This window comes from Polaromonas sp. P1_A2, from assembly GCF_056406895.1.
In genome coordinates this window covers 1,092,022-1,109,727 of the sequence record NZ_JBFTZI010000001.1, presented here as the reverse complement: position 1 = coordinate 1,109,727, position 17,706 = coordinate 1,092,022, and the positions used below count along the sequence as shown (strand labels likewise).

The 17,706-nt window shown below is 64.4% G+C and carries 19 protein-coding genes; 5 read left to right on the top strand and 14 right to left on the bottom strand.

The features are described 5' to 3' along the window. Nucleotides 1–17 precede the first annotated feature (17 nt). The 9 genes from AC1D09_RS05305 to AC1D09_RS05265 all read right to left on the bottom strand — a co-directional run bounded on the left by AC1D09_RS05305 (nt 18) and on the right by AC1D09_RS05265 (nt 8,246). Nucleotides 18–647: a nuclear transport factor 2 family protein gene (locus tag AC1D09_RS05305; protein ID WP_477660750.1), complete on the bottom strand. Its 630-nt coding sequence runs from the start codon at nt 645–647 to the stop codon at nt 18–20. 28 nt (nt 648–675) lie between these two features. After that, a complete protein-coding gene (locus AC1D09_RS05300) occupies nt 676–1,638 on the bottom strand; it encodes a TRAP transporter substrate-binding protein (RefSeq protein WP_477660749.1) in 963 nt (320 codons plus the stop codon). Nucleotides 1,639–1,688: 50 nt separating this feature from the next. Beyond that, on the bottom strand, nt 1,689–2,456 hold the full coding sequence (locus AC1D09_RS05295; RefSeq protein WP_074575575.1) for a putative hydro-lyase: 768 nt from the start codon (nt 2,454–2,456) through the stop codon (nt 1,689–1,691). 47 nt (nt 2,457–2,503) lie between these two features. Continuing rightward, nucleotides 2,504–3,208, bottom strand: a complete 705-nt coding sequence (locus AC1D09_RS05290) for an ABC transporter ATP-binding protein (protein WP_007869522.1) — start codon at nt 3,206–3,208, stop codon at nt 2,504–2,506. 2 nt (nt 3,209–3,210) lie between these two features. Then, nucleotides 3,211–3,921: an ABC transporter ATP-binding protein gene (locus AC1D09_RS05285; protein ID WP_477660748.1), complete on the bottom strand. Its 711-nt coding sequence runs from the start codon at nt 3,919–3,921 to the stop codon at nt 3,211–3,213. Continuing rightward, entirely contained in the window at nt 3,918–4,934 is a 1,017-nt protein-coding gene (locus tag AC1D09_RS05280; RefSeq protein ID WP_477660747.1) for a branched-chain amino acid ABC transporter permease, read from the bottom strand. Before AC1D09_RS05280 ends, AC1D09_RS05285 begins: the two co-directional genes overlap by 4 nt. A 71-nt stretch (nt 4,935–5,005) precedes the next feature. Then, complete coding sequence (locus tag AC1D09_RS05275) at nt 5,006–5,872, bottom strand: branched-chain amino acid ABC transporter permease (RefSeq protein ID WP_074575578.1); 867 nt, start codon at nt 5,870–5,872, stop codon at nt 5,006–5,008. A gap of 36 nt (nt 5,873–5,908) precedes the next feature. Continuing rightward, entirely contained in the window at nt 5,909–7,174 is a 1,266-nt protein-coding gene (locus AC1D09_RS05270) for an ABC transporter substrate-binding protein (protein ID WP_477660746.1), read from the bottom strand. A gap of 121 nt (nt 7,175–7,295) precedes the next feature. Then, nucleotides 7,296–8,246 (bottom strand): LysR family transcriptional regulator, encoded by a 951-nt coding sequence (locus AC1D09_RS05265; protein WP_477660745.1) that lies wholly within the window; start codon nt 8,244–8,246, stop codon nt 7,296–7,298. A gap of 121 nt (nt 8,247–8,367) precedes the next feature. Between AC1D09_RS05265 and AC1D09_RS05260 the strand changes: the two genes are divergently transcribed. The 3 genes from AC1D09_RS05260 to AC1D09_RS05250 are packed head-to-tail and all read left to right on the top strand — an operon-like array spanning nt 8,368 to nt 11,259. Beyond that, nucleotides 8,368–9,351 (top strand): TRAP transporter substrate-binding protein, encoded by a 984-nt coding sequence (locus AC1D09_RS05260; RefSeq protein WP_477660744.1) that lies wholly within the window; start codon nt 8,368–8,370, stop codon nt 9,349–9,351. An 8-nt stretch (nt 9,352–9,359) separates the two neighbouring features. Then, the gene (locus tag AC1D09_RS05255; RefSeq protein ID WP_477660743.1) at nt 9,360–9,893 is read left to right on the top strand and encodes a TRAP transporter small permease; all 534 of its coding nucleotides are present in this window, start codon (nt 9,360–9,362) and stop codon (nt 9,891–9,893) included. A gap of 55 nt (nt 9,894–9,948) precedes the next feature. Beyond that, nucleotides 9,949–11,259 (top strand): TRAP transporter large permease, encoded by a 1,311-nt coding sequence (locus AC1D09_RS05250; protein ID WP_477660742.1) that lies wholly within the window; start codon nt 9,949–9,951, stop codon nt 11,257–11,259. 15 nt (nt 11,260–11,274) lie between these two features. On the opposite strand, the gene AC1D09_RS05245 is transcribed toward AC1D09_RS05250, so the two are convergent. Next, nucleotides 11,275–11,991 (bottom strand): aspartate/glutamate racemase family protein, encoded by a 717-nt coding sequence (locus AC1D09_RS05245; protein ID WP_477660741.1) that lies wholly within the window; start codon nt 11,989–11,991, stop codon nt 11,275–11,277. Nucleotides 11,992–12,041: 50 nt separating this feature from the next. On the opposite strand from AC1D09_RS05245, the gene crcB reads away from it, so the two are divergent. After that, the gene (gene crcB / locus AC1D09_RS05240) at nt 12,042–12,428 is read left to right on the top strand and encodes a fluoride efflux transporter CrcB (protein WP_477660740.1); all 387 of its coding nucleotides are present in this window, start codon (nt 12,042–12,044) and stop codon (nt 12,426–12,428) included. Between the two features lie 84 nt (nt 12,429–12,512). Continuing rightward, nucleotides 12,513–13,676, top strand: coding sequence for a helix-turn-helix domain-containing protein (locus AC1D09_RS05235; RefSeq protein ID WP_477660739.1), 1,164 nt, complete (start codon nt 12,513–12,515; stop codon nt 13,674–13,676). A gap of 25 nt (nt 13,677–13,701) precedes the next feature. On the opposite strand, the gene AC1D09_RS05230 is transcribed toward AC1D09_RS05235, so the two are convergent. From AC1D09_RS05230 to AC1D09_RS05215, 4 genes are all read right to left on the bottom strand, one after another. Then, entirely contained in the window at nt 13,702–14,205 is a 504-nt protein-coding gene (locus AC1D09_RS05230; RefSeq protein WP_477660738.1) for a copper chaperone PCu(A)C, read from the bottom strand. Nucleotides 14,206–14,261: 56 nt separating this feature from the next. Continuing rightward, the gene (locus AC1D09_RS05225) at nt 14,262–14,813 is read right to left on the bottom strand and encodes a YcnI family copper-binding membrane protein (protein ID WP_477660737.1); all 552 of its coding nucleotides are present in this window, start codon (nt 14,811–14,813) and stop codon (nt 14,262–14,264) included. Between the two features lie 53 nt (nt 14,814–14,866). Beyond that, nucleotides 14,867–17,221: a TonB-dependent receptor gene (locus AC1D09_RS05220; RefSeq protein ID WP_477660736.1), complete on the bottom strand. Its 2,355-nt coding sequence runs from the start codon at nt 17,219–17,221 to the stop codon at nt 14,867–14,869. 80 nt (nt 17,222–17,301) lie between these two features. Then, nucleotides 17,302–17,682 carry a DUF2946 family protein gene (locus tag AC1D09_RS05215; protein WP_477660735.1) on the bottom strand — a complete coding sequence of 127 codons (381 nt, stop codon included), beginning with the start codon at nt 17,680–17,682 and terminating at the stop codon, nt 17,302–17,304. Between the last annotated feature and the right edge of the window lie 24 nt (nt 17,683–17,706).

Here is a 17,706-nt window from a genome sequence, read left to right as displayed (position 1 = left end):
ATTTTTTGATTTCAGAGTTAACGTGTTTTTTGATGATCTTCAGGGTCTGTGTGTCGCCAGGCCAGGCCCGGCCTGGCACTGCGGGCTGGGGCCGCCCGGCCAAAACCAGCCATACGCTCCCTGCCAATGTACCCAAGTACCGGTGCCAGCAGCTGAATGTCCGGCGCACCTGGCAGGGCAACCGCCGCCGGGCACCAGGGATAGGGTAGGCCGGCCGCCCAATCCATGACCTTCTCCGCCTGCGAAGCCGGCAATGTCTGCATGGTCTCTATGGTGATCGAAAGGCTTTCCGCCAGGTATGAAGGCGGTGAAAAGCACCAATCGTAGCGGCCGCATCCGACACGCACGGCACGGCTGTCCTTTTCGGTCATGGCGACCAGCCAATCGCAGACAAACACCTCGGCATCGCCCTCAGGCGGCGAGGACAGGCAAAAAGTGTAGACATTCTCGTAAGACTGGCCGAACCGGCGCACCAGCACCTCGGCGATGGCATCTCGCCCCTGGCATACCGGCGGAAATGAAATCGCCGCGGTATGAACAACCATCTCCAGCAGGGCATCGTCCGTGAATGCCTGCGCCAGCAGATGGGGGCGGTTGCCGTCCTTGGCGTGAAGGTAGGCTGTGACGGCTGCGGAAGGTGTTTTCATACGATGTGGCGTCCTGTTTTCGCCCGCCTCATTGCGGCATGTAGTAAGGCACAAAAATGTCGTTCGCCTCATTGCCCACGGAGCGTATCCACTCGCGCGAGAACTTCTCGCCCATGCGCTTGATCTCCTGGTCCAGCTCGGGCGAAATCCGCTCTATCTTCACGCCGTTGGCGCGCAGCTCCTCGGTGGCGCTGGCGGCCAGTGCCTGGCTGGCCTGCCAGCCGCGCACTTCCGCCTCGGCGGCCACCTTGAGCACGGCGGCGCGCGCCTCGGGCTTGAGCGCCTCAAATGCCTTGTTGCTCACAAACACCGCATTTTTCGGGAACCAGGCGTTGATCTCGTAGTAGTACTTGATCGGCCCCCACACCTTGTTCTCCACGCCGGTCAGCGCCGACGTGATCATGTTGTCCATGCGGCCCTCGGCCAATGCCTTGCCCACGTCGACCATGGCCACATCCACCGGCTTGGCGCCCAGCATCTCGGCGATGCGCAGGGTAGTCTGGTTGTAGGTCCGCATCTGGGTGCCGCGAAAGTCCGACGGCCCGCGCACCGGCTTGTTCGAATGCAGGCCTTGCGGCGGCCAGGGCACGGCATAAAGAAGCTTCAGGCCGCGCTCGGAAAAATGCTTTTCAAGGCCTGGCCGTTGCAGCTTCCAGAGGCGTTGCGCGTCCTTGTACGAGGTGACGACAAAAGGAATGGAATCCGCGCCGGCCAGCGGCATCTCCTTGACCATGCTGGTCATGATGGTCTCGCCGGCCTCGGCCTTTCCTTGCTGCACGGCCGCGCTGATGTCGGCCAGCTTGGCCAGCGTGTTGTTGGGGTACACCTGTATCTGCAGCTCGCCGCGCGTGGCCGTTTCCACATCGCGGCCGAACTGCAGGATGTTTTGTGTGTGGAAGGACTCCACCCGGTAGCCGGTGGCCAGCTTCCAGCTTGTCTGGGCGTGCGCTGCCCCCGCCGCGACCAGCGCGGCTATCAGAATTGCTTTCATGAGGAACTCCTTGGGAGTAGAGGATCAGCCCGGCGCAGGGTGCATGGAACTCACCCTTTCAGGTCGGTCACAAACATCTTGCCCGGCGCATGGGTGATGCACATCGACAAACGGCTTTTCTGGGCTACCCATTGCGGCGTGACGCCGCAACCCCAGAACACCGGGACTTCATCGTCCTTGATGTCGACCGCATCGCCGTAGTCCGGGCGCGACAGGTCGGTAATGCCTATCGCCTCCGGATTGCCGATGTGAACGGGCGCACCGTGCGCCACGTCAAACCGGCCAGAAATCTCCACCACTTTCGCGACGTCCCGGCTCTTGATGGGCCGCATGGTGACCACCATTTCGCCGCTGAACACGCCGGCGGGCTGGCACTGGAGACTGGTACGGAACATCGAGACATTGCGGCCCTGCTCGACATGCCTGAGCGGAATGCCGGCCTGCGTGACCGCGGCCTCGAAGGAAAAACTGCAGCCGATCAGGAAGGCCACGTAGTCGTCCTTCCAGATCGAGCGGATCTCGCCGCGCTCCTCGACAAACTCACCGTCGCGGTAGACGCGGTAGCCCGGAATGTCGGTCGTGATGTCGGCCCCCGGCGCGCACAAAGGTTCGGTGGCGCCCGGCTGGAGCACCTCCACCAGCGGGCAGGGTTTGGGGTTGCGCTGGCAAAACAGCAGGAAATCAAAGGCCTGCGCCTGCGGCACGATCATGAGGTTGGCCTGGATGTGGCCGTTGGCGTGCCCAGCGGTGGGCAGGGAAAACTCGCCGCAGCGGCTGGCCATGCGAAGGTCGGCGGGGCGATCAAAAATCTTGTTCATGGTGTTGGAAAAACGGATGGGTAAAAAATGGTGCTGGGGACTTGCTCTCAAAGGCCCAGGTAGGCTTTTTTGATCCGGTCGTCATTGAGCAGCTCATGCCCCTTGCCCTGCATCACGATGCGGCCGGTCTGGATGACATAACCGTAGTGCGCGATGTTCAGGGCTTTTTGCAGGTTCTGCTCCACCAGCAAGATCGACACACCGGTGGCATTGACCTGCTGGATCACCTCCAGCACCTTGGTCACGAACTTGGGGGCGATACCCCAGGAGGGCTCGTCCAGCATCAGCAGCTTGGGCCGGGCCATCAGCCCGCGGGCAATGGCCAGCATCTGCTGCTCACCGCCGCTCATGGTGCCGGCCAGCTGCGTGGCGCGTTCCTTGAGGATGGGAAACAGCTGCAGCATCTCTTCAATGCCCCGGGCCACCTCGTGCCTGTCCATGCGCGTGAAGGCGCCCAGCTCCAGGTTGCGCAGCACCGTGAGCCGGGGAAACAGGCGCCGGCCTTCCGGCACCAGCGACAGGCCCAGCGGAACACGCTTGTGCGCCGGCATGCGGTGAACCGGCTCACCGTTGAAGCTGATGCTGCCGGCCGCGGCGGCATTGAGGCCCGCCACGGCACGCAAGGTGGTGGACTTGCCGTTGCCGTTGCCGCCCACCAGCGCCACGATCTTTCCGGGTTCGACCTGCAGGCTGACGTCGGAGACGGCCAGCACCTCGTCGTAGCAAACCTTGAGGTTCTTGATTTCGAGCATCTTCAGTCCCCCAGGTAGGCGGTGATCACGGCGGCGTCGTTGGACACCTGCTGCGGCGTGCCTTCGGCGATCTTCACGCCGCGGTCCAGCACGACGATCTTGTCGGCGATGGGCATGATGCCTTCGAGCACATGCTCGACGATCAGGCAGGCGATGCCTTTGTCCCGGATCTTCAGGACCACGTCGACCGCTTCGCGCACTTCCGACGGGTTGAGGCCCGCCATCACTTCGTCCATCAGCAGGATGCGCGGCTGCGTGGCCAGCGCACGCGCCACAGCCAGGCGCCGCTGCTCGCTGATGGTCATGCTGGCGGCGGGCCTGTCGGCAAAGCGTTCAAGCCCGGCAAACGCCAGCCAGTCCATGGCCGCCTTGCGCGCTTTCGCGACGTTGTGCTGCAGCAGCATGGCCGCCGTCATCACGTTCTCGCAGGCCGTCATGCTGGTGAAGGTGCGCGCGATCTGGAAGGTCCGCGCCACACCGGCGCGGGCGCAGGCCTCGGGCGGCAGGCCGGCGATGTCGCGGCCGCCCAGCAGGATGCTGCCCGAGGTGGGTGCGAAATAGCCCGCGACACAATTGAACATGGTGGTCTTGCCGGCGCCGTTGGGGCCTATCAGGCCCACCACCTGCCCGGTGTCCACACCGAAGGAAACATCCTGGTTGGCGACCAGCCCGCCGAAGCGTTTGCTGACCTGCTTGACTTCCAGCAACTTCATACGGCCTCCTTGCCGGCGTTCTGCACGGCGGCGGCGGGCAGCGCCATCTGCCGCGATGCGTGGCCGCGCGCCAGCCGGCGCTCCCGGAAGCTGCGCAGCCAGCCGAGCAGGCCCGTGGGGTAAAAGACCGCGATCACGATGATGAGGCTCGCATAAATGATGACGTCGGTGCCGCGGCCCGTGCCGCCGAAGGCGATGCGGGTGAGCTCCTCGATGCTGGTCAGCACCACGGCGCCTACGACAGGCCCGAACAGGGTACCCACGCCGCCGAGGATGGACACCAGCGCCATCTTGATGGAAAGCGCCGTCGACAGCACCGAGTTCGGGTCTATGTAAAGCTCTTTCTGCGCGTACAGGCTGCCGCCAACCGCGGTCAGGAAGGCGCTGACCGACAGCGCGACCTGCTTGTAGCGCGCGATGTTCACGCCTATGCTGCGGGCCGCATCGGGTTCGTCCTTGATGGCCCTGAAGTAGTAGCCCAGGTAGCTGCGCTCTATCCACCAGTTCACGCCCAGCGTGATGAGCAGCAGGCCCAGCGCCAGCCAGTAATAAGGCAGCTTGGTGGCGAAGTTCAGCCACAGCCAGCCCTGGCGGTCCATGGGCACATACAGGCCCACCGCCGCGCCGCCGTAGTCCCACTCGGTGAAGAAGATCTGCACCAGCTCGGCCACCGCGATGGTGGCCATCGCGAAGTAGTGGCCCTTGAGCCGGAAGCACGACCAGCCAAAGCCCAGGCTCAGCAAGGCCGCCAGCAGGCCGCCGGCCAGCACGCCTATCCAGGGATTGACGCCGAACTTGACCAGCAGCAGCGTCGAGGCATAAGCGCCCAGGCCGTAGAAGGCCGCGTGGCCCAAGGACACCTGGCCGGCATAACCGCCCACGATGTTCCAGGCCACGCCCACTTGGGCCGCCATGAGGATCAGGATGGCCATGTTCAGGTGCGAGGCATCCGTGAAGGCGGGGACGGCCAAGGCAAACACCAAGGCGGCGACAGCAAAAATAATCTGTTTCATGGTATGCATTCGAATACCTTCGTGCTCCGCACTGCGGTGCGAGCTTGCTTGGGGACGGCCCGGCGCGGCGCTCATGCCTTACCCATCAGGCCCTGGGGCCGGAACATCAATACGCCAAGGAACAGCACCAGCACGATGGCGGTCTTGTACTGCGGCCCGAGCAGCAGGCCGCCCATGACCTCGATCACCCCGACCAGGATGCCGGCCCAGAAGGCACCCGAGACGCTGCCGAAGCCGCCCAGGTTGACCACCACAAAGGCCAGCAGGATGAAGCTCGCGCCTACGTCCGGAAAGATCGGGAAAAAGGTCGACAGCAGCACCCCGGCCGCACCGGCGCAGGCCGCGCCTATGCCCCAGGCCAGCGAGAACATCTTGTGCGAATCAATGCCCATGAGGCGCGCGGCTTCCTTGTCGGAGGCGGTGGCTTCCAGCGCCGCGCCCAGCCGGGTCTTGTTCAGGAAGAAATAAATCAGGCCGGTCACCACGATGGCCCCCACGCCGGCCACCAGCTGCGGCTTGCCCAGCTGTATGCCCAGCAGCTTGACGGTGCCGCTGACCGCGGAGTTCTCGATGGAGCGGAAGTCCGGCTTCCAGAGGAACTGGGCCACGCCGCGCAGCAAGATCATGATGCCGAAGGTCGTGAAGATCTGCGACAGCATGGGTGCGTTGATGATGCGCACGATCACCAGCTTGTACAGCAGCACACCGAAGCCGAACAGCATGAGGACCGTCAGCGGCAGGGTGATCATGGGGTCCAGCGCATACAGGGCGAACAGCCAGAAAGCCGAGTACATGCCGAGCATGAGGAACTCCCCGTGCGCGAAATTCACGATGTCCATGACGCCGAAAATCATGGTCAGGCCGATAGCCACCAGCGCGTAAATCAGCCCGATCAGCACGCCGGAGGCCAGCGTCTGAAGCAATATTTCCGTGGTCATGGTTGTCTCTTAGGCAGGTGAGTCAAGGCCGGCGGCTTATTTGCGCTGGTCCCACTTGGGCATGGGCCAGGTCACTTCACGCGAGGCCATGTCGAAAGGCCAGACCGTGTTGTACTTGCCGCCCATGATCTGCACCAGGATGCCCTGGCCCAGGGTGTTCTGGCCGGTGGCGTCGAACTTCACGCCCTTCCACGGCATGATGAGTTTGCTACCGGGCATGTCGGTCGCGGCCAGCGCCTTGCGGATGGCCTCGGGCTCGGTCGAGCCCGCGCGGTTGATGGCGTCGGCCATCACCATCAGGCCGGTGAAGGTGCGCGAGGAGTTACCGGTGAAGTTGATCTTGTAGCGGCTGTTGAACAGGTCGTTGACCTGCTTGATCAGCGGGTTGCGGTTGGCCAGGTCCAGCGCCCAGACTTCACGCGTGATGATGTAGTCGGCGTCCTTGCCCAGGGTCTTGATGAAGTCCGTGTCGGTAAAGCCCGCGTTGTTCGCCAGGATCATGTCCGGCGAGAAACCCAGTTCCTTGTAAGTCTTGATCGACAGGATGGCATCGGCCGTATAGGACGACTGCAGCACCAGGTTGGGATTGGCCGCCTTGAGGGTCTGCACTTCGGAGGTCAGCTGCGTGGTCTTGGCCGGGTACATCACCTGCTTGGCCAGGTTCTGCTTGAACTCGGGCGCAAGCTTGCTTTGCAGCTTGGTGGTTTCCGTGCCCCACAGGCCGTTCTCGTTGAGGCTGGCCACCACGCCCGCCTTGATGCCTTTTTTGGCCTCGAGCTCCTTGAGGAAATCAAAGGCGTTGTGCACAAACAGGTCGTCGTGCGGCGTGGTGCGGAAGAACCACTTGAAATTGCGCTGCGTGAGCGAGGCCGAGGACGACTCCGGATTCAAAAAGGGGATGCCGGCACGCTCGGCGATCTGGCTGGCCGTGGCGGTGACGGCGCTGTTGTAGGCGCCAACCAGTGCCACCACTTTTTCCTGCGTGATCAGGCGTTCGGCTTCGGTCGCGCCGGTTTGCGGGTTGGCCTGGTGGTCGGCGAAGACCAGCTTGATCTTCGCGCCCTTGAGGTTGGGCAGGCCCTTGCCGGCGGACAGCGGCAGTTCGGACACGCCGGGTGCGCCGTTGTTGATGATGTCGGCGGCGAGCTCCAGCGCGCTGCGCAGTTCGGCGCCCACCGAGGCGGCGGGACCGGTCAGCGGATACAGCACGCCTATCCTGACCTCTTGCTGCGCATGCGCGCACAGGCTCAAACCAGCGCCGGCCAGTACCGCGGCCACTCGGGCCCACCATGACTTCTTCATTTCGCACTCCTCGTAAAAACATGACAGTTGGATGACATGGGGCGAAGTGTGCGATTAGCAAATGACGAAATCAAACAAGAAATATTTTGCTTTCGTCATCGATTTTTTCGATGACTAGGATTTACCCTGATGCACCTTTTTTGGCGGTTTTCAGCGTTTTGGCGGCCGGGTTGCGGGCCGTTTTGGTGCCGCCCCCGCCTTCCCCGGCGAACTCCACGGCCGACCGGACCACCGTTTCCACGATGGACGAGGTCGGGTCGGTGCGGTAGCTGGCATGGATGGGCAAAGCCTTGAGCTTCTTGTCGCAGGTCAGCAATTTGAGGCTGGCAAAGCCCGTCAGCCGCTGCACCGCCGCGCGCGGCAGCAAGGCCACGCCGAAGCCGCCCTGCACCAGCTGGACCATGGCCGAGATCGATGAAATCGCGTGCACCTTTTTGGGCTCCATCCGGTTCTGCTTGAAGAGGTCCAGCAGGGTGACATGCGGCTGCGAGCCTTTCTGGAAGGTCAGCAATTCCATTTCGGCCAGCTCATCGAGCCGGTAATTTCTTTTTTTATGCAGTGCCGGATTGCCCACAAACGCCATGTCCATGGGCGGCAAGGCCTGGTTGCGCAAGCCGTCGGCCGAGGCGGGCAGCGCCGCGAACACCAGGTCCAGCGTGCCGCGCTGCACCTGGTCCATCAGGATGGGGGTGGTTTCCACCGTGAGCTCCAGCTCCAGCCCCGGATGGTCCACCCGCAGTTTTTCGAGCCAGGGAATCAGCCAGGAATGCAGCACCGACTCGATCGCGCCTATGCGCATGGAAACCGCCATGGGCGCGCCCGATCCCATCTCCTGCTTGACCTCGCGCTGCAGCTCCAGCAGTTTTTGCGCGTAGACAAAAAAGCGCGCGCCGGCCACCGTGAGCTTGAACTGCTTGTCGCGCCGGTCCAGCAGCAGGATGCCGAGTTCTTCCTCCAACGTGGCGATGCGGCTGGACATGGCCGACTGCGTGAGGTAGAGCTTGTCGGCGGCGCGCGAGATGCTTTTGAGCGAGGCCACCCAATAAAAGGCTTCAACAAAACGCAGGTTCATGGCGGGGCCCCAGGGTCGCGTAAACAGGTGGGCGCAGTATTTCGGGGTATGCCCGATGAACTGGCGCGGGATTTGCGTCTATCCTATTACTACTTATCAATTCCTTGTCCTGGAGCCTCTCATGAATTTCAAGATCACCGTGGCGGCCGCCGCTCTCGCGTTGGGCGCCAACGCCTTTGCCCAGACCAAGTGGGACCTCCCCGCCGCCTACCCGGCCAGCAACTTCCACACGGAAAACCTGACGCAATTTGCGGCCGACGTCGACAAGGCCAGCGGCGGCAAGCTCAAGATCACGGTGCACGCCAATGCCTCGCTGTTCAAGGCCAACGAGATCAAGCGCGCGGTGCAGGGCGGCCAGGCCCAGATCGGCGAAGTACTGCTGGTCAACTTCGAAAACGAAAACCCGATTTACGGCGCCGATGGCATTCCCTTCCTGGCGACCTCTTACGCCGACTCCAAAAAACTCTACGAAGCGCAAAAGCCCGTGCTCGACAAGCTGCTGGGCACGCAGGGCATGAAACTGCTCTACACCGTGGCCTGGCCGCCGCAAGGCATTTACAGCAAGAAGGAACTGGCCTCGGTGGCCGACCTGCGCGGCATCAAATGGCGCGCCTACAGCCCCGCCACCGCCAAGATCGCCGAGCTGATTGGCGCGCAGCCCGTCACCATCCAGGCGGCCGAGCTCTCGCAGGCCCTGGCCACGGGCGTGGTGGAAAGTTATATGAGCTCGGGCTCGACCGGCTACGACTCCAAGACCTATGAAAGCCTCAAGTACTGGTACGACACCCAGGCCTGGCTGCCCAAGAACGCCATCATCGTGAACAAAAAGGCCTTTGACGCGCTGGACCCGGCCACGCAAGCCGCGCTGACCAAGGCCGCCGCCGACGCCGAGGCCCGCGGCTGGAAGCTCAGCGAGGAAAAGAACGAGTGGTACAAAAAAGCCCTGACCGAAAAAGGCATGAAGATCGTCACGCCGCCGGCCAAGCTGGTGTCCGACATGAAACAGGTCGGCACCATCATGCAGGCCGACTGGGTGAAAAAAGCCGGCCCTGACGGCGAAGCCATCATCGCCAACTTCAACAAGCTCAAGGCCGCGAAGAAGTAAGGCAGCCCGTGCGCAAATTCCTGGACAAACTCTACTTGGCGGGCGGCGCCCTCGGCGCCGTTTTTGTGGCCCTGATCGCGGTGCTCATGATCGGGCAAAGCATTCTGCGCGAGTTTCGCGTCAACACCGGTGCCGTCAACGACGTGGTGGCCTGGTTTTGCGCGGCCGCCGCCTTTTTTGCCATGGCCCATGCCTTCAAGCATGGCGACTTTGTGCGGGTGACGCTGCTGCTGGAAAAGGTCAATGCCAGAACCCGCCGCGTGCTGGAGCTGACGTCGCTGTTTATCGGCAGCGTGGCGGTGGCCTACCTGGCCTGGTCCGCCTGCCTGTTCACCTACGAAAGCTGGGAGTTCAACGACATCTCGCAAGGCCTGCTGCCCATGCCCATGTGGATTCCGCAGCTGAGCTTTGCGCTGGGCTCCATCCTGCTGCTGGTCGCCGTGGTCGATGAGTTCATCATCGTCATACGCGGCGGTGTTCCGACCTTTGTGCGCGAAGTCGAGGAGCGCCACGCGCGCGGCGATTTCTCGTCCGAAGTTTGACCTTCAGCCCGCGCGAATCACTCCCGTTTATTTTCCAGACTACAAAGACAACAACATGGATATCTTGATGGTGGGCGGCATTTTGCTGCTGCTCATGATGCTGCTGCTCTCGGGCGGCGTGTGGATTGCGATGACCCTGGCGATTTGCGGCTGGGTCGGGCAGGCCTTTTTTGCGACGACACAACCGGGCAAAAACCTCTTCAGCGCTTTCTGGGAAAGCAATGCGAGCTGGGAGCTCGCGGCCCTGCCCCTCTTTATCTGGATGGGCGAGATCCTGTTTCGCACCAAACTCAGCGAGGAAATGTTCGAGGGCCTGAGCCCCTGGCTGAACCGCATTCCGGGCCGGCTGATGCACACCACCATCCTCGGTTGCGGAATTTTCGGCTCGGTATCGGGTTCGTCCGCGGCGACCTGTGCCACCATCTCCCAGGTGGCCTTGCCCGAGCTGGTCAAACGCGGCTACAGTGAAAAAATCGCGCTGGGCTCTCTCGCCACCGCCGGCACGCTGGGCATCCTGATCCCGCCGTCCATCACCATGGTGGTCTACGCCGTCGCCGCCGACGCCTCCATCATCCGCATCTTCCTGGCCGGTTTTTTGCCCGGTTTCCTGCTGATGGCGCTTTTCTCGGGCTACATCATCTGGTGGGCCCTGCGCAACCCCAAGCTGCAGCCCGCGCCCGACCAGCCCACGACCTTCATGCAGAAGCTGCACAAGTCGCGCAACCTGATTCCCTGCGGTGTGCTGATCGTCTTCATCTGCTGGGTGCTGATCGCCGGTTATGCCACCGCGACGGAGTGCGCGGCCTACGGTGTGGCGGGTTCGCTGGGCCTGGCGGTGTGGAGCCGCTCGCTGACCTGGCAGAACTTCAAGGACGGGCTGATGGGCACGACGCGCACCAGCTGCATGATCATGTTCATCCTGGCCGGCGCATCCTTCCTGACCAAGACCATGGCCTTCACCGGCATCCCGCGCGAGCTGGCCGAGTGGGTGGACCACATGCACCTCTCGCCTTATGCGCTGATTTTTGTTCTGACCATCGTCTACCTGATCCTGGGCACGGCGCTGGACGGCATCTCCATGATCGTGCTGACCAGCGCCGTGGTGCTGCCCATGATCCAGAAGGCCGGCTTCGACCTGATCTGGTTCGGCATCTTCATCATCCTGCTGGTCGAGATCGCCGAGGTCACGCCGCCCGTGGGCTTTAACCTCTTTGTGCTGCAGAACATGACCGGCAAGGACAGCAACACGATTGCCCGCGCCGCGATTCCCTTCTTCGCCTGCCTGGTGGTGTGCATTGTGCTGATCACGGTGTTCCCGCAGATCGTGACCATATTGCCCGACCTCGTCATGGGCAAAGAGAAGTAAGCAGGGGCGGCCCCCTCAACGCCAAGGAGCCAGCAGCCTCTCATCATCGGTCAGCGCCCAGGTCTTCAGGCCTGTGGCCGCTTCGACAGCCTGCCGGTAGGGCGGCAAGTTGGTGCATTCCAGCACCACCGCTTGCAGCGAAGGTTCGCGCCGCTTGAGTGCCACCGCCGCATCCACCACCTCGCGGCGGGCTCTGTCCATGTCCAGGGTATCGCGGTTGCCCAATATGGCCGTTGCGAATTCCCCGGCCGGATCCACGCCCTGCACCACCACGTCGGCCAGCCGGCCAGCTGGCACGCCCGCCGCCAGCAAATGCTCGGGGCCCAGCGCGGCCGCGCTGATGGTCAGCACACCGACCCTCGCCTGGCGCGCCAGCAGCCCCGGCAATTGCAGCAGGCTGGAAGTGATCACAGGCACCCGCGCGGCGGCCTGCAGCTCGGCCTGCAGCAGCACCAGGAAGCCGCAGCTCGTGGTGACGGCGCGCGCGCCCTCGGCTTCCAGCGCCTGCACAGCCTCCACAAAGGCCGGTGCTACGCCCGCGGTGCGCAAGCCGGCCGCCGTCTGCACAATCTTGCCGGGCCAGGCGCCGCGCACCACATGCCGGCGCACCGGCACGCCAAACGCATCGGGATGGCCCACGTCGCCGGGTGGGCGCGGAAAGCGGGTGTCCAGCATCACCACGCCCAGGAAGCCGGGCGCTTCGCCGAAAGCGGGCGCAGCGGTTAAAGTCATGACTGCATTGTCCCGCCAAACCCAGCTCCTTTCCTCCCCACACACACACCATGCTGACCGTGCTTGCCATCTCCATCGGCGCCTCGCTGGGCGCGCTGGCCCGCTGGGGCCTGAGCCTGTGGCTCACGCCGGGCGGCATCATCCCCTGGGGAACGCTGGCGGCCAACCTGATAGGCGGCTACCTGATAGGCATCTGCATCGCGGTGTTCCAGGCCATGCCCCAGCTGGACCCGGTCTGGCGCCTGGCGCTGGTGACCGGCTTCCTGGGCGGGCTGACCACCTTTTCCTCGTTTTCAGCCGAGGTGGTGATCTTCCTGATGGACGCGCGCTACGGCCTGGCGGCGCTGACAGCCACGGTGCACGTGCTGGGTTCGCTGTTGATGACGGTGGCGGGGCTGAAGTCCGCCATGCTGCTGATCGCCACCCACGCGCGCTGATACCGTCCCGGGGCGCTTGCCGCAGCGGCGCACCCGGGCAAAAACCCCCTCTGCGCAAACCGGCGAAATTCGCCACAATGGGCCATGGCATCCATGACCCCCTTTCATCCCGCCCAGGCCGCGGGCGGCCAGGACAGGCTGGCGCGCATAGGGCGCGCGCGCCAGGCCGTCCTGTATGGCGAAGCCCGGCCCGCCGACGCGGCGCCGGCCCTGGAAGGCTGGATAGAGCGCTCCTGGCGGCGCTGCCTGGCCGGCGGGCAGCACCCTGAACAAGCCCCCTCCTTCGACACCGTGCCGGCCGCCGAGATGCGGCGCCACCAGGAAGCCAACCAGCACCTGGTACAGGCCGCCAAACCCACGCTTGAGCGGCTGGGCCGCGCGATTGCCGACACCCGCTACTTCGCCATCCTGACCAACCAGGCCGGCGTGGTGGTCGACGTCAACGGCCGCATAGACCGCAGCGACAGCCGCGCCGATGTGATCACGCGCATAGGCACCGACCTCTCGGAAGCCCGGGTAGGCACCACCGCCATAGGCGCGGCGCTGGGCGAGCTGCAGCCGGTCTGGCTGCACCGGGGCGAGCATTTTTTCGACGCGACCTCGGTCTACAGCTGCGCCGGCGCGCCGCTGTTCGGCCCCGACGGGCACTGCGCCGGCATGCTGGACCTGACGGGCATAGAAGCGGCCGAGCGGCCCGAACTCAAGCACCTGGTCACCCAGTGCGCGCGCAGCATTGAAAACGCACTCACGCTGGGTCGGCCCCATGCCCTCTTGGTCAGGCTCAACTGGCCGGGCCGGGTGCTGGGCGACGACAGTGACGGCCTGCTCTGCGTGGACGCCGACGGCTGCGTCACCGGCGCCAACCCGGCGGCCCGGCAAATGCTCTCGCGCCTGGACGCCGCGGCCGGCGGCATGCCGCACTGCAGCGAGCTGTTCGCCATGCCTTTTGAAATGCTGTTTGACGCGGCGCAGCGCCGCGGCAATGCGCAGGGCGGCGTGCTGGAGGCGCCGCTGTGGTCGGGCCTGCGCCTGCACGCGATGCCGCTGCCGGCCGGCCGCGATGCCGCGCCGGCCGCGCTGCAGCTGCCGCCTTCGGCCGACGCGGGCCGGCCGCTCAAGGAACTTGAAACCGCGCTGATCCGCAAGGCCGTCAGCGACGCGCGCGGCAATGTGCTGCAGGCCGCCAGGGCGCTGGGTGTGAGCCGCGCCACGGTGTACCGGCGGCTGGGCCCGGGCAAGCGCGGCTAGAGCCCGGCTACCCGCGGCTGGACCCTTAGTGCTTGTGCTCCGCCGCGGCGCCGGCCGCACCCGGCGCCGCCGTGGCCACCGGCAGTTTCAGCTCCAGCTTGCTTTCCACGCCCTTGGCGTCCTTGAACAGCAGGGTCAGGGGAATCGTGCTGTCCTTGGCCAGCGGCGCCTTGAGGTCCATCAGCATCACGTGGTAACCGCCGGGCTTGAACTCCACTTTTTTGCCGGCGGGCAACTCCAGCGAGGGCAGCGCGCGCATTTTCATGACGTCGCCTTCCATCTTCATTTCGTGCACTTCGGCCACGCCGGCCACCGGTGAGGACACGCCCACCAGCCGGGTCGCCTCACTGGCCGTGAGACTCATAAAAGCCCCCGAGCCCCTTTGCCCCTGCACGGTGGCGCGCGCCCAGGCGCCATCGACCTTGACGGCGGCGCCCTGCGCCAGGGCGGCCGTACCGCCCAGCGCGAGCAACAACAGCAGCGCGGCTTGTGAAAATTTGGAGAATGTCGGGAATTTTCCGGATGTCATGCAAATGCTCCTTGAAACAATGGGTGGACTTTAAAACGAGGCGCAGCCGGCGCCGTTCAGTGGTTGTGCTCGCCGCCGCCGCCCGCGGGCATCAGTTCCAGTGCGGCGGCGGGATTTTTCAGGTCGGAGAGTGACTGGCCCGGCTTGGGCACTTCGTTCCAATCCACCTTGCCTTCCTCGCACACCTGCATGACGGGCCAGTACAGCATGCCGGCCTTGGCCGGCAGCTTGGCCTGCAGCACGAACTCGTCATACCAGTCGTTCTGCAAATAATCGGCCGGGGTTTTGGCCGTCCAGCTGATGCGGGACACGTCTTCGGTGACGGCTTTTCCGTGGTCCTGCCGCGGCTGGGCCAGTTTCTCGCGCGTGACTTCCAGCGCCCAGCCGGCCTTGGGCATGGGTTTGGCGCCCTGCACGCCCGCGGGAATCGTGACCACGATCTGCTTGACGGGCGAGTTGCCGCAGCCATGGCCGACCTTGAAGCTCCCCTTGTAATAGCTGCCCGCATTGGCCACCTGGTATTCCAGGGTGACGTGGGCGGCGGCGGGCAGGGAGGCGGCCAAAAGCAGCATGCCGGCGGCAATGGTTTTAAGGGCGATAGGTTTCATGGTTCATCCTTGGTCTTGGTAATAGGGTGGCTTGGTAAAAAAGATAGCGCGGATCACAGGCTGAAGTTCAGTTCGGCCATGAAGGTGCGCTGCGGATAGGGGTGGAAATTCCAGTATTGGTAGTTGTTCAGGTTGTCGATGCCGACCGCCGCGCTCCATTGCTTGTTCACCTGGTAGCGCAGGCGCACGTCGGTGGTGAAGTACTTGCTGGTGCCCTGGTAGGCAAAGCCGTTCACATCGGCGTTGTCCAAACTCGAATACTGCCTGCCGCTGTAGCGTGCGGCAAAGCTGCCCGACAGCTGCGGCGTAAAGCGGTAGTTGGCCACGGCCGTGGCGCGCCACACCGGCACACGCGGCTGGTACTTGCCCAGCGTGTCGCCCGCCACCGCGACAAAACCGCCGTTCTCCTTGATGCGGGAATCAGCGTAGGTGATGCTGCCGCTCAGGTCCAGCCCTTTTTTGAGCACGTCGTTGCCGCTGAAGGCCAGCTCCACGCCCTGGGTCTTGATGCGCCCGACGTTCTGCACACGGCTGATGTTGGCATTGGCGGCGGGGTCGAAAGTGGTTTGCGAATACAGCGCGTCGCGGGTGTCCTCGGTAAAAAAGGTCAGGCGCAGCAAGGCATTGCCCAGGTCTTTTTCCGCCGTGAGCTCCGTGGTCCAGGATTTCTCGGGCTTGAGATGGGGGTCGTTGATGTACTGGGAATTGACCGTCGCCGTCGCGCCATACAGCTCCCCGACCGTCGGAAAGCGGACCGCGCGGCCCACCGAGGCCTTGAGCACCGTATCCGACGACCATTGGTAGGACAGCGCGCCCTTGGGCGATACCGCGTTGTCGCTGCGCGAGGCATAGCCCGTGTTGGCCGGGCTGCCGGCCCCGAAGCTGGTGAAACCGCCGGAGGCCGTCCAGTTTTCCAGGCGTGCGCCCAGCACGGTTTTCCACCTGGGCGCAAAGGCCCAGGCGTCTTGCGCATACAGGCTGCGCAAACGGGTCTTGCCGCCCACGTCGCTCACCACGGCGCCCGGCCCGCTGGTAAGCCAGTTGGCCGCCGCGGACTTGAGGATGCGCAGCTGGTAGCTGTCCTGCTGGAAGCCAAAATCCACGATGTGCGCGCCCTGGACGCCTTCGGGCCGCCAGATGCCCTTGAAGGCCAGCGTGTTCCAGCCGGTGCCGTCCTGGTCCTGCAACGTGCCGGCGCCGCCGTTCAGGGCGCCCGGCTGTGCGCTGGTGGCCGCGCGAACCTGGTCCTTCTGGTAGTCGTACAGGCTGGCCGCGACCTCCCAGTCCCAGGTGCCTTGCGTGTTCGACTTGACGGACAAGCCGTGCATCACATGCGTCAAGGCTTCGTTGCTCACGCCAAAATCGCTGGCCGCCAGCGTGTAGCCCCGGCCGTTGATGCTGACGTTGCCGCTGTAGACCGGCGTACCCGCCGCATCACGCAAATAGCTCTGCGAACGGTTCTCGGCTGTGTTCTTCCAGTAGCCCAGGGTGTAGCTGGCGCGCACCGTGGATGAAAAATCGTAGGCAAGCTTGAACTTGAGGTGGTCCTGCCGCGTCTCGTACTGCGTGGCGCCGCCCAGCAGCAGCCAGGGGACATTGCGTGTGTTCAGCCCGGGTACCGCGCCGCTCACCACGGTGGCGCCGGCCGCGGGGGCCGCAGTGCTCAGCGTGCGCGTGGCGAAGGTCAGGGGCTGGCCCGCGCTTTCGGTGCGGTTGGCATTGATGAACCAGGACCAGTCGCCGCTGCGGTTGCCCAGCGAGGCGCTGGCCTGGCTGCCGCTGAAGCGGCTGTCGCTGCCGTAGAGCTTGAAGTTTTGCGTGAAGCCGTTGAGCTTGGCATGCGCCTCGAACTGCGTGGGCATGCGCGTGATGTAGTCCACCACCGCGCCCACCGAGTTGCCCGGGTAAGCGGCGGAGAACGGGCCGTAGAGCACGTCGACCCGCTCGATTTCCTCCGGCGTCACCAGGCCCCAGCGCGGCGCGTAATTGGTGCCGTTGGCAATCCCGTTGCCCAGGTAGTTGGACAGCAAAATGCCGTCGGCATACACCGCCGAGCGCGCGCTGTTGCCCGTGCCCGAGGCACGGCTCGAGAGGATGGCGTGGTTGTAGTCGCCGATGTAGCGCTTGCGCACCAGCAGGCTGGGAAAGTACTTGAGCGCGTCTTCGCTGTCGGTGGCGTTGATGGTCTGCGCGATCTGCTCGCGCGTGATGCCTTCAATCGTGGTCGGAATCTGCGTGGGCAGGGAGGTCGGCTGGCCGCTGTTGACCGTGACCACGCCCAGAGATCTGGCCGGTGCCTCGGCAGGCTGGGCCTGCGCGAACGCCGCCAGGGGAATGGCTGCCAAGGGGAAAGCCAGCGCCGTGGCGCCGCGCCAGGCAAGCGCGCACGGTGTGCGGGAAAGGTTCATGAAAACTCACACTCTGAAATGAACGGACGCACAGGCCGCCAGGCCCGCGCGCGGGAATGCCTCAGGCGAGGCGGTTCACATCAAACGGAGGGAGGCCCGCGGCTGAAGGGCAGCCCGGGGACGGCGGCACCGGTGGCCGCAGAGAGGTCCGATGCGGCAACATCGGTGCCGGAAAAACAGGGGGTGGCTGGCAGCGGCAAGGGCGGCAGCACCAGGCCCGGCGAAGCGCACAAGTCGCAGCGCAGGCCCGTGGACCCCGCATCGCCGCCGGCGGCATCACCGCCGGCATTGGAAGAAACCGTGTTGACACTGCAAATACCGCCCAGCTTGCCGGTTTTGACATCCTGAGCCAGCATGGACACCGGCGCCCACAGCGCCGACAGCACGGCCAGGAAAGCCAGCCAGGCGGCAAGGCGTTCCCATACAGGGAGGGTCAGACGGTTGGCGGGATGGTGAGGCACAGGGCGATTATAAGTACACCCCCC

Bases quoted from the DNA above. Each gene is read 5' to 3' on its own strand.
- AC1D09_RS05225 (WP_477660737.1), bottom strand. From the start codon at position 14,813: ATGAAACCTATCGCCCTTAAAACCATTGCCGCCGGCATGCTGCTTTTG.
- AC1D09_RS05245 (WP_477660741.1), bottom strand. From the start codon at position 11,991: ATGACTTTAACCGCTGCGCCCGCTTTCGGCGAAGCGCCCGGCTTCCTG.
- AC1D09_RS05290 (WP_007869522.1), bottom strand. From the start codon at position 3,208: ATGCTCGAAATCAAGAACCTCAAGGTTTGCTACGACGAGGTGCTGGCC.
- AC1D09_RS05285 (WP_477660748.1), bottom strand. From the start codon at position 3,921: ATGAAGTTGCTGGAAGTCAAGCAGGTCAGCAAACGCTTCGGCGGGCTG.
- AC1D09_RS05270 (WP_477660746.1), bottom strand. From the start codon at position 7,174: ATGAAGAAGTCATGGTGGGCCCGAGTGGCCGCGGTACTGGCCGGCGCT.
- AC1D09_RS05235 (WP_477660739.1), top strand. From the start codon at position 12,513: ATGGCATCCATGACCCCCTTTCATCCCGCCCAGGCCGCGGGCGGCCAG.
- crcB (WP_477660740.1), top strand. From the start codon at position 12,042: ATGCTGACCGTGCTTGCCATCTCCATCGGCGCCTCGCTGGGCGCGCTG.
- AC1D09_RS05260 (WP_477660744.1), top strand. From the start codon at position 8,368: ATGAATTTCAAGATCACCGTGGCGGCCGCCGCTCTCGCGTTGGGCGCC.
- AC1D09_RS05220 (WP_477660736.1), bottom strand. From the start codon at position 17,221: ATGAACCTTTCCCGCACACCGTGCGCGCTTGCCTGGCGCGGCGCCACG.
- AC1D09_RS05265 (WP_477660745.1), bottom strand. From the start codon at position 8,246: ATGAACCTGCGTTTTGTTGAAGCCTTTTATTGGGTGGCCTCGCTCAAA.
- AC1D09_RS05230 (WP_477660738.1), bottom strand. From the start codon at position 14,205: ATGACATCCGGAAAATTCCCGACATTCTCCAAATTTTCACAAGCCGCG.
- AC1D09_RS05305 (WP_477660750.1), bottom strand. From the start codon at position 647: ATGAAAACACCTTCCGCAGCCGTCACAGCCTACCTTCACGCCAAGGAC.
- AC1D09_RS05280 (WP_477660747.1), bottom strand. From the start codon at position 4,934: ATGAAACAGATTATTTTTGCTGTCGCCGCCTTGGTGTTTGCCTTGGCC.
- AC1D09_RS05295 (WP_074575575.1), bottom strand. From the start codon at position 2,456: ATGAACAAGATTTTTGATCGCCCCGCCGACCTTCGCATGGCCAGCCGC.
- AC1D09_RS05275 (WP_074575578.1), bottom strand. From the start codon at position 5,872: ATGACCACGGAAATATTGCTTCAGACGCTGGCCTCCGGCGTGCTGATC.
- AC1D09_RS05300 (WP_477660749.1), bottom strand. From the start codon at position 1,638: ATGAAAGCAATTCTGATAGCCGCGCTGGTCGCGGCGGGGGCAGCGCAC.
- AC1D09_RS05250 (WP_477660742.1), top strand. From the start codon at position 9,949: ATGGATATCTTGATGGTGGGCGGCATTTTGCTGCTGCTCATGATGCTG.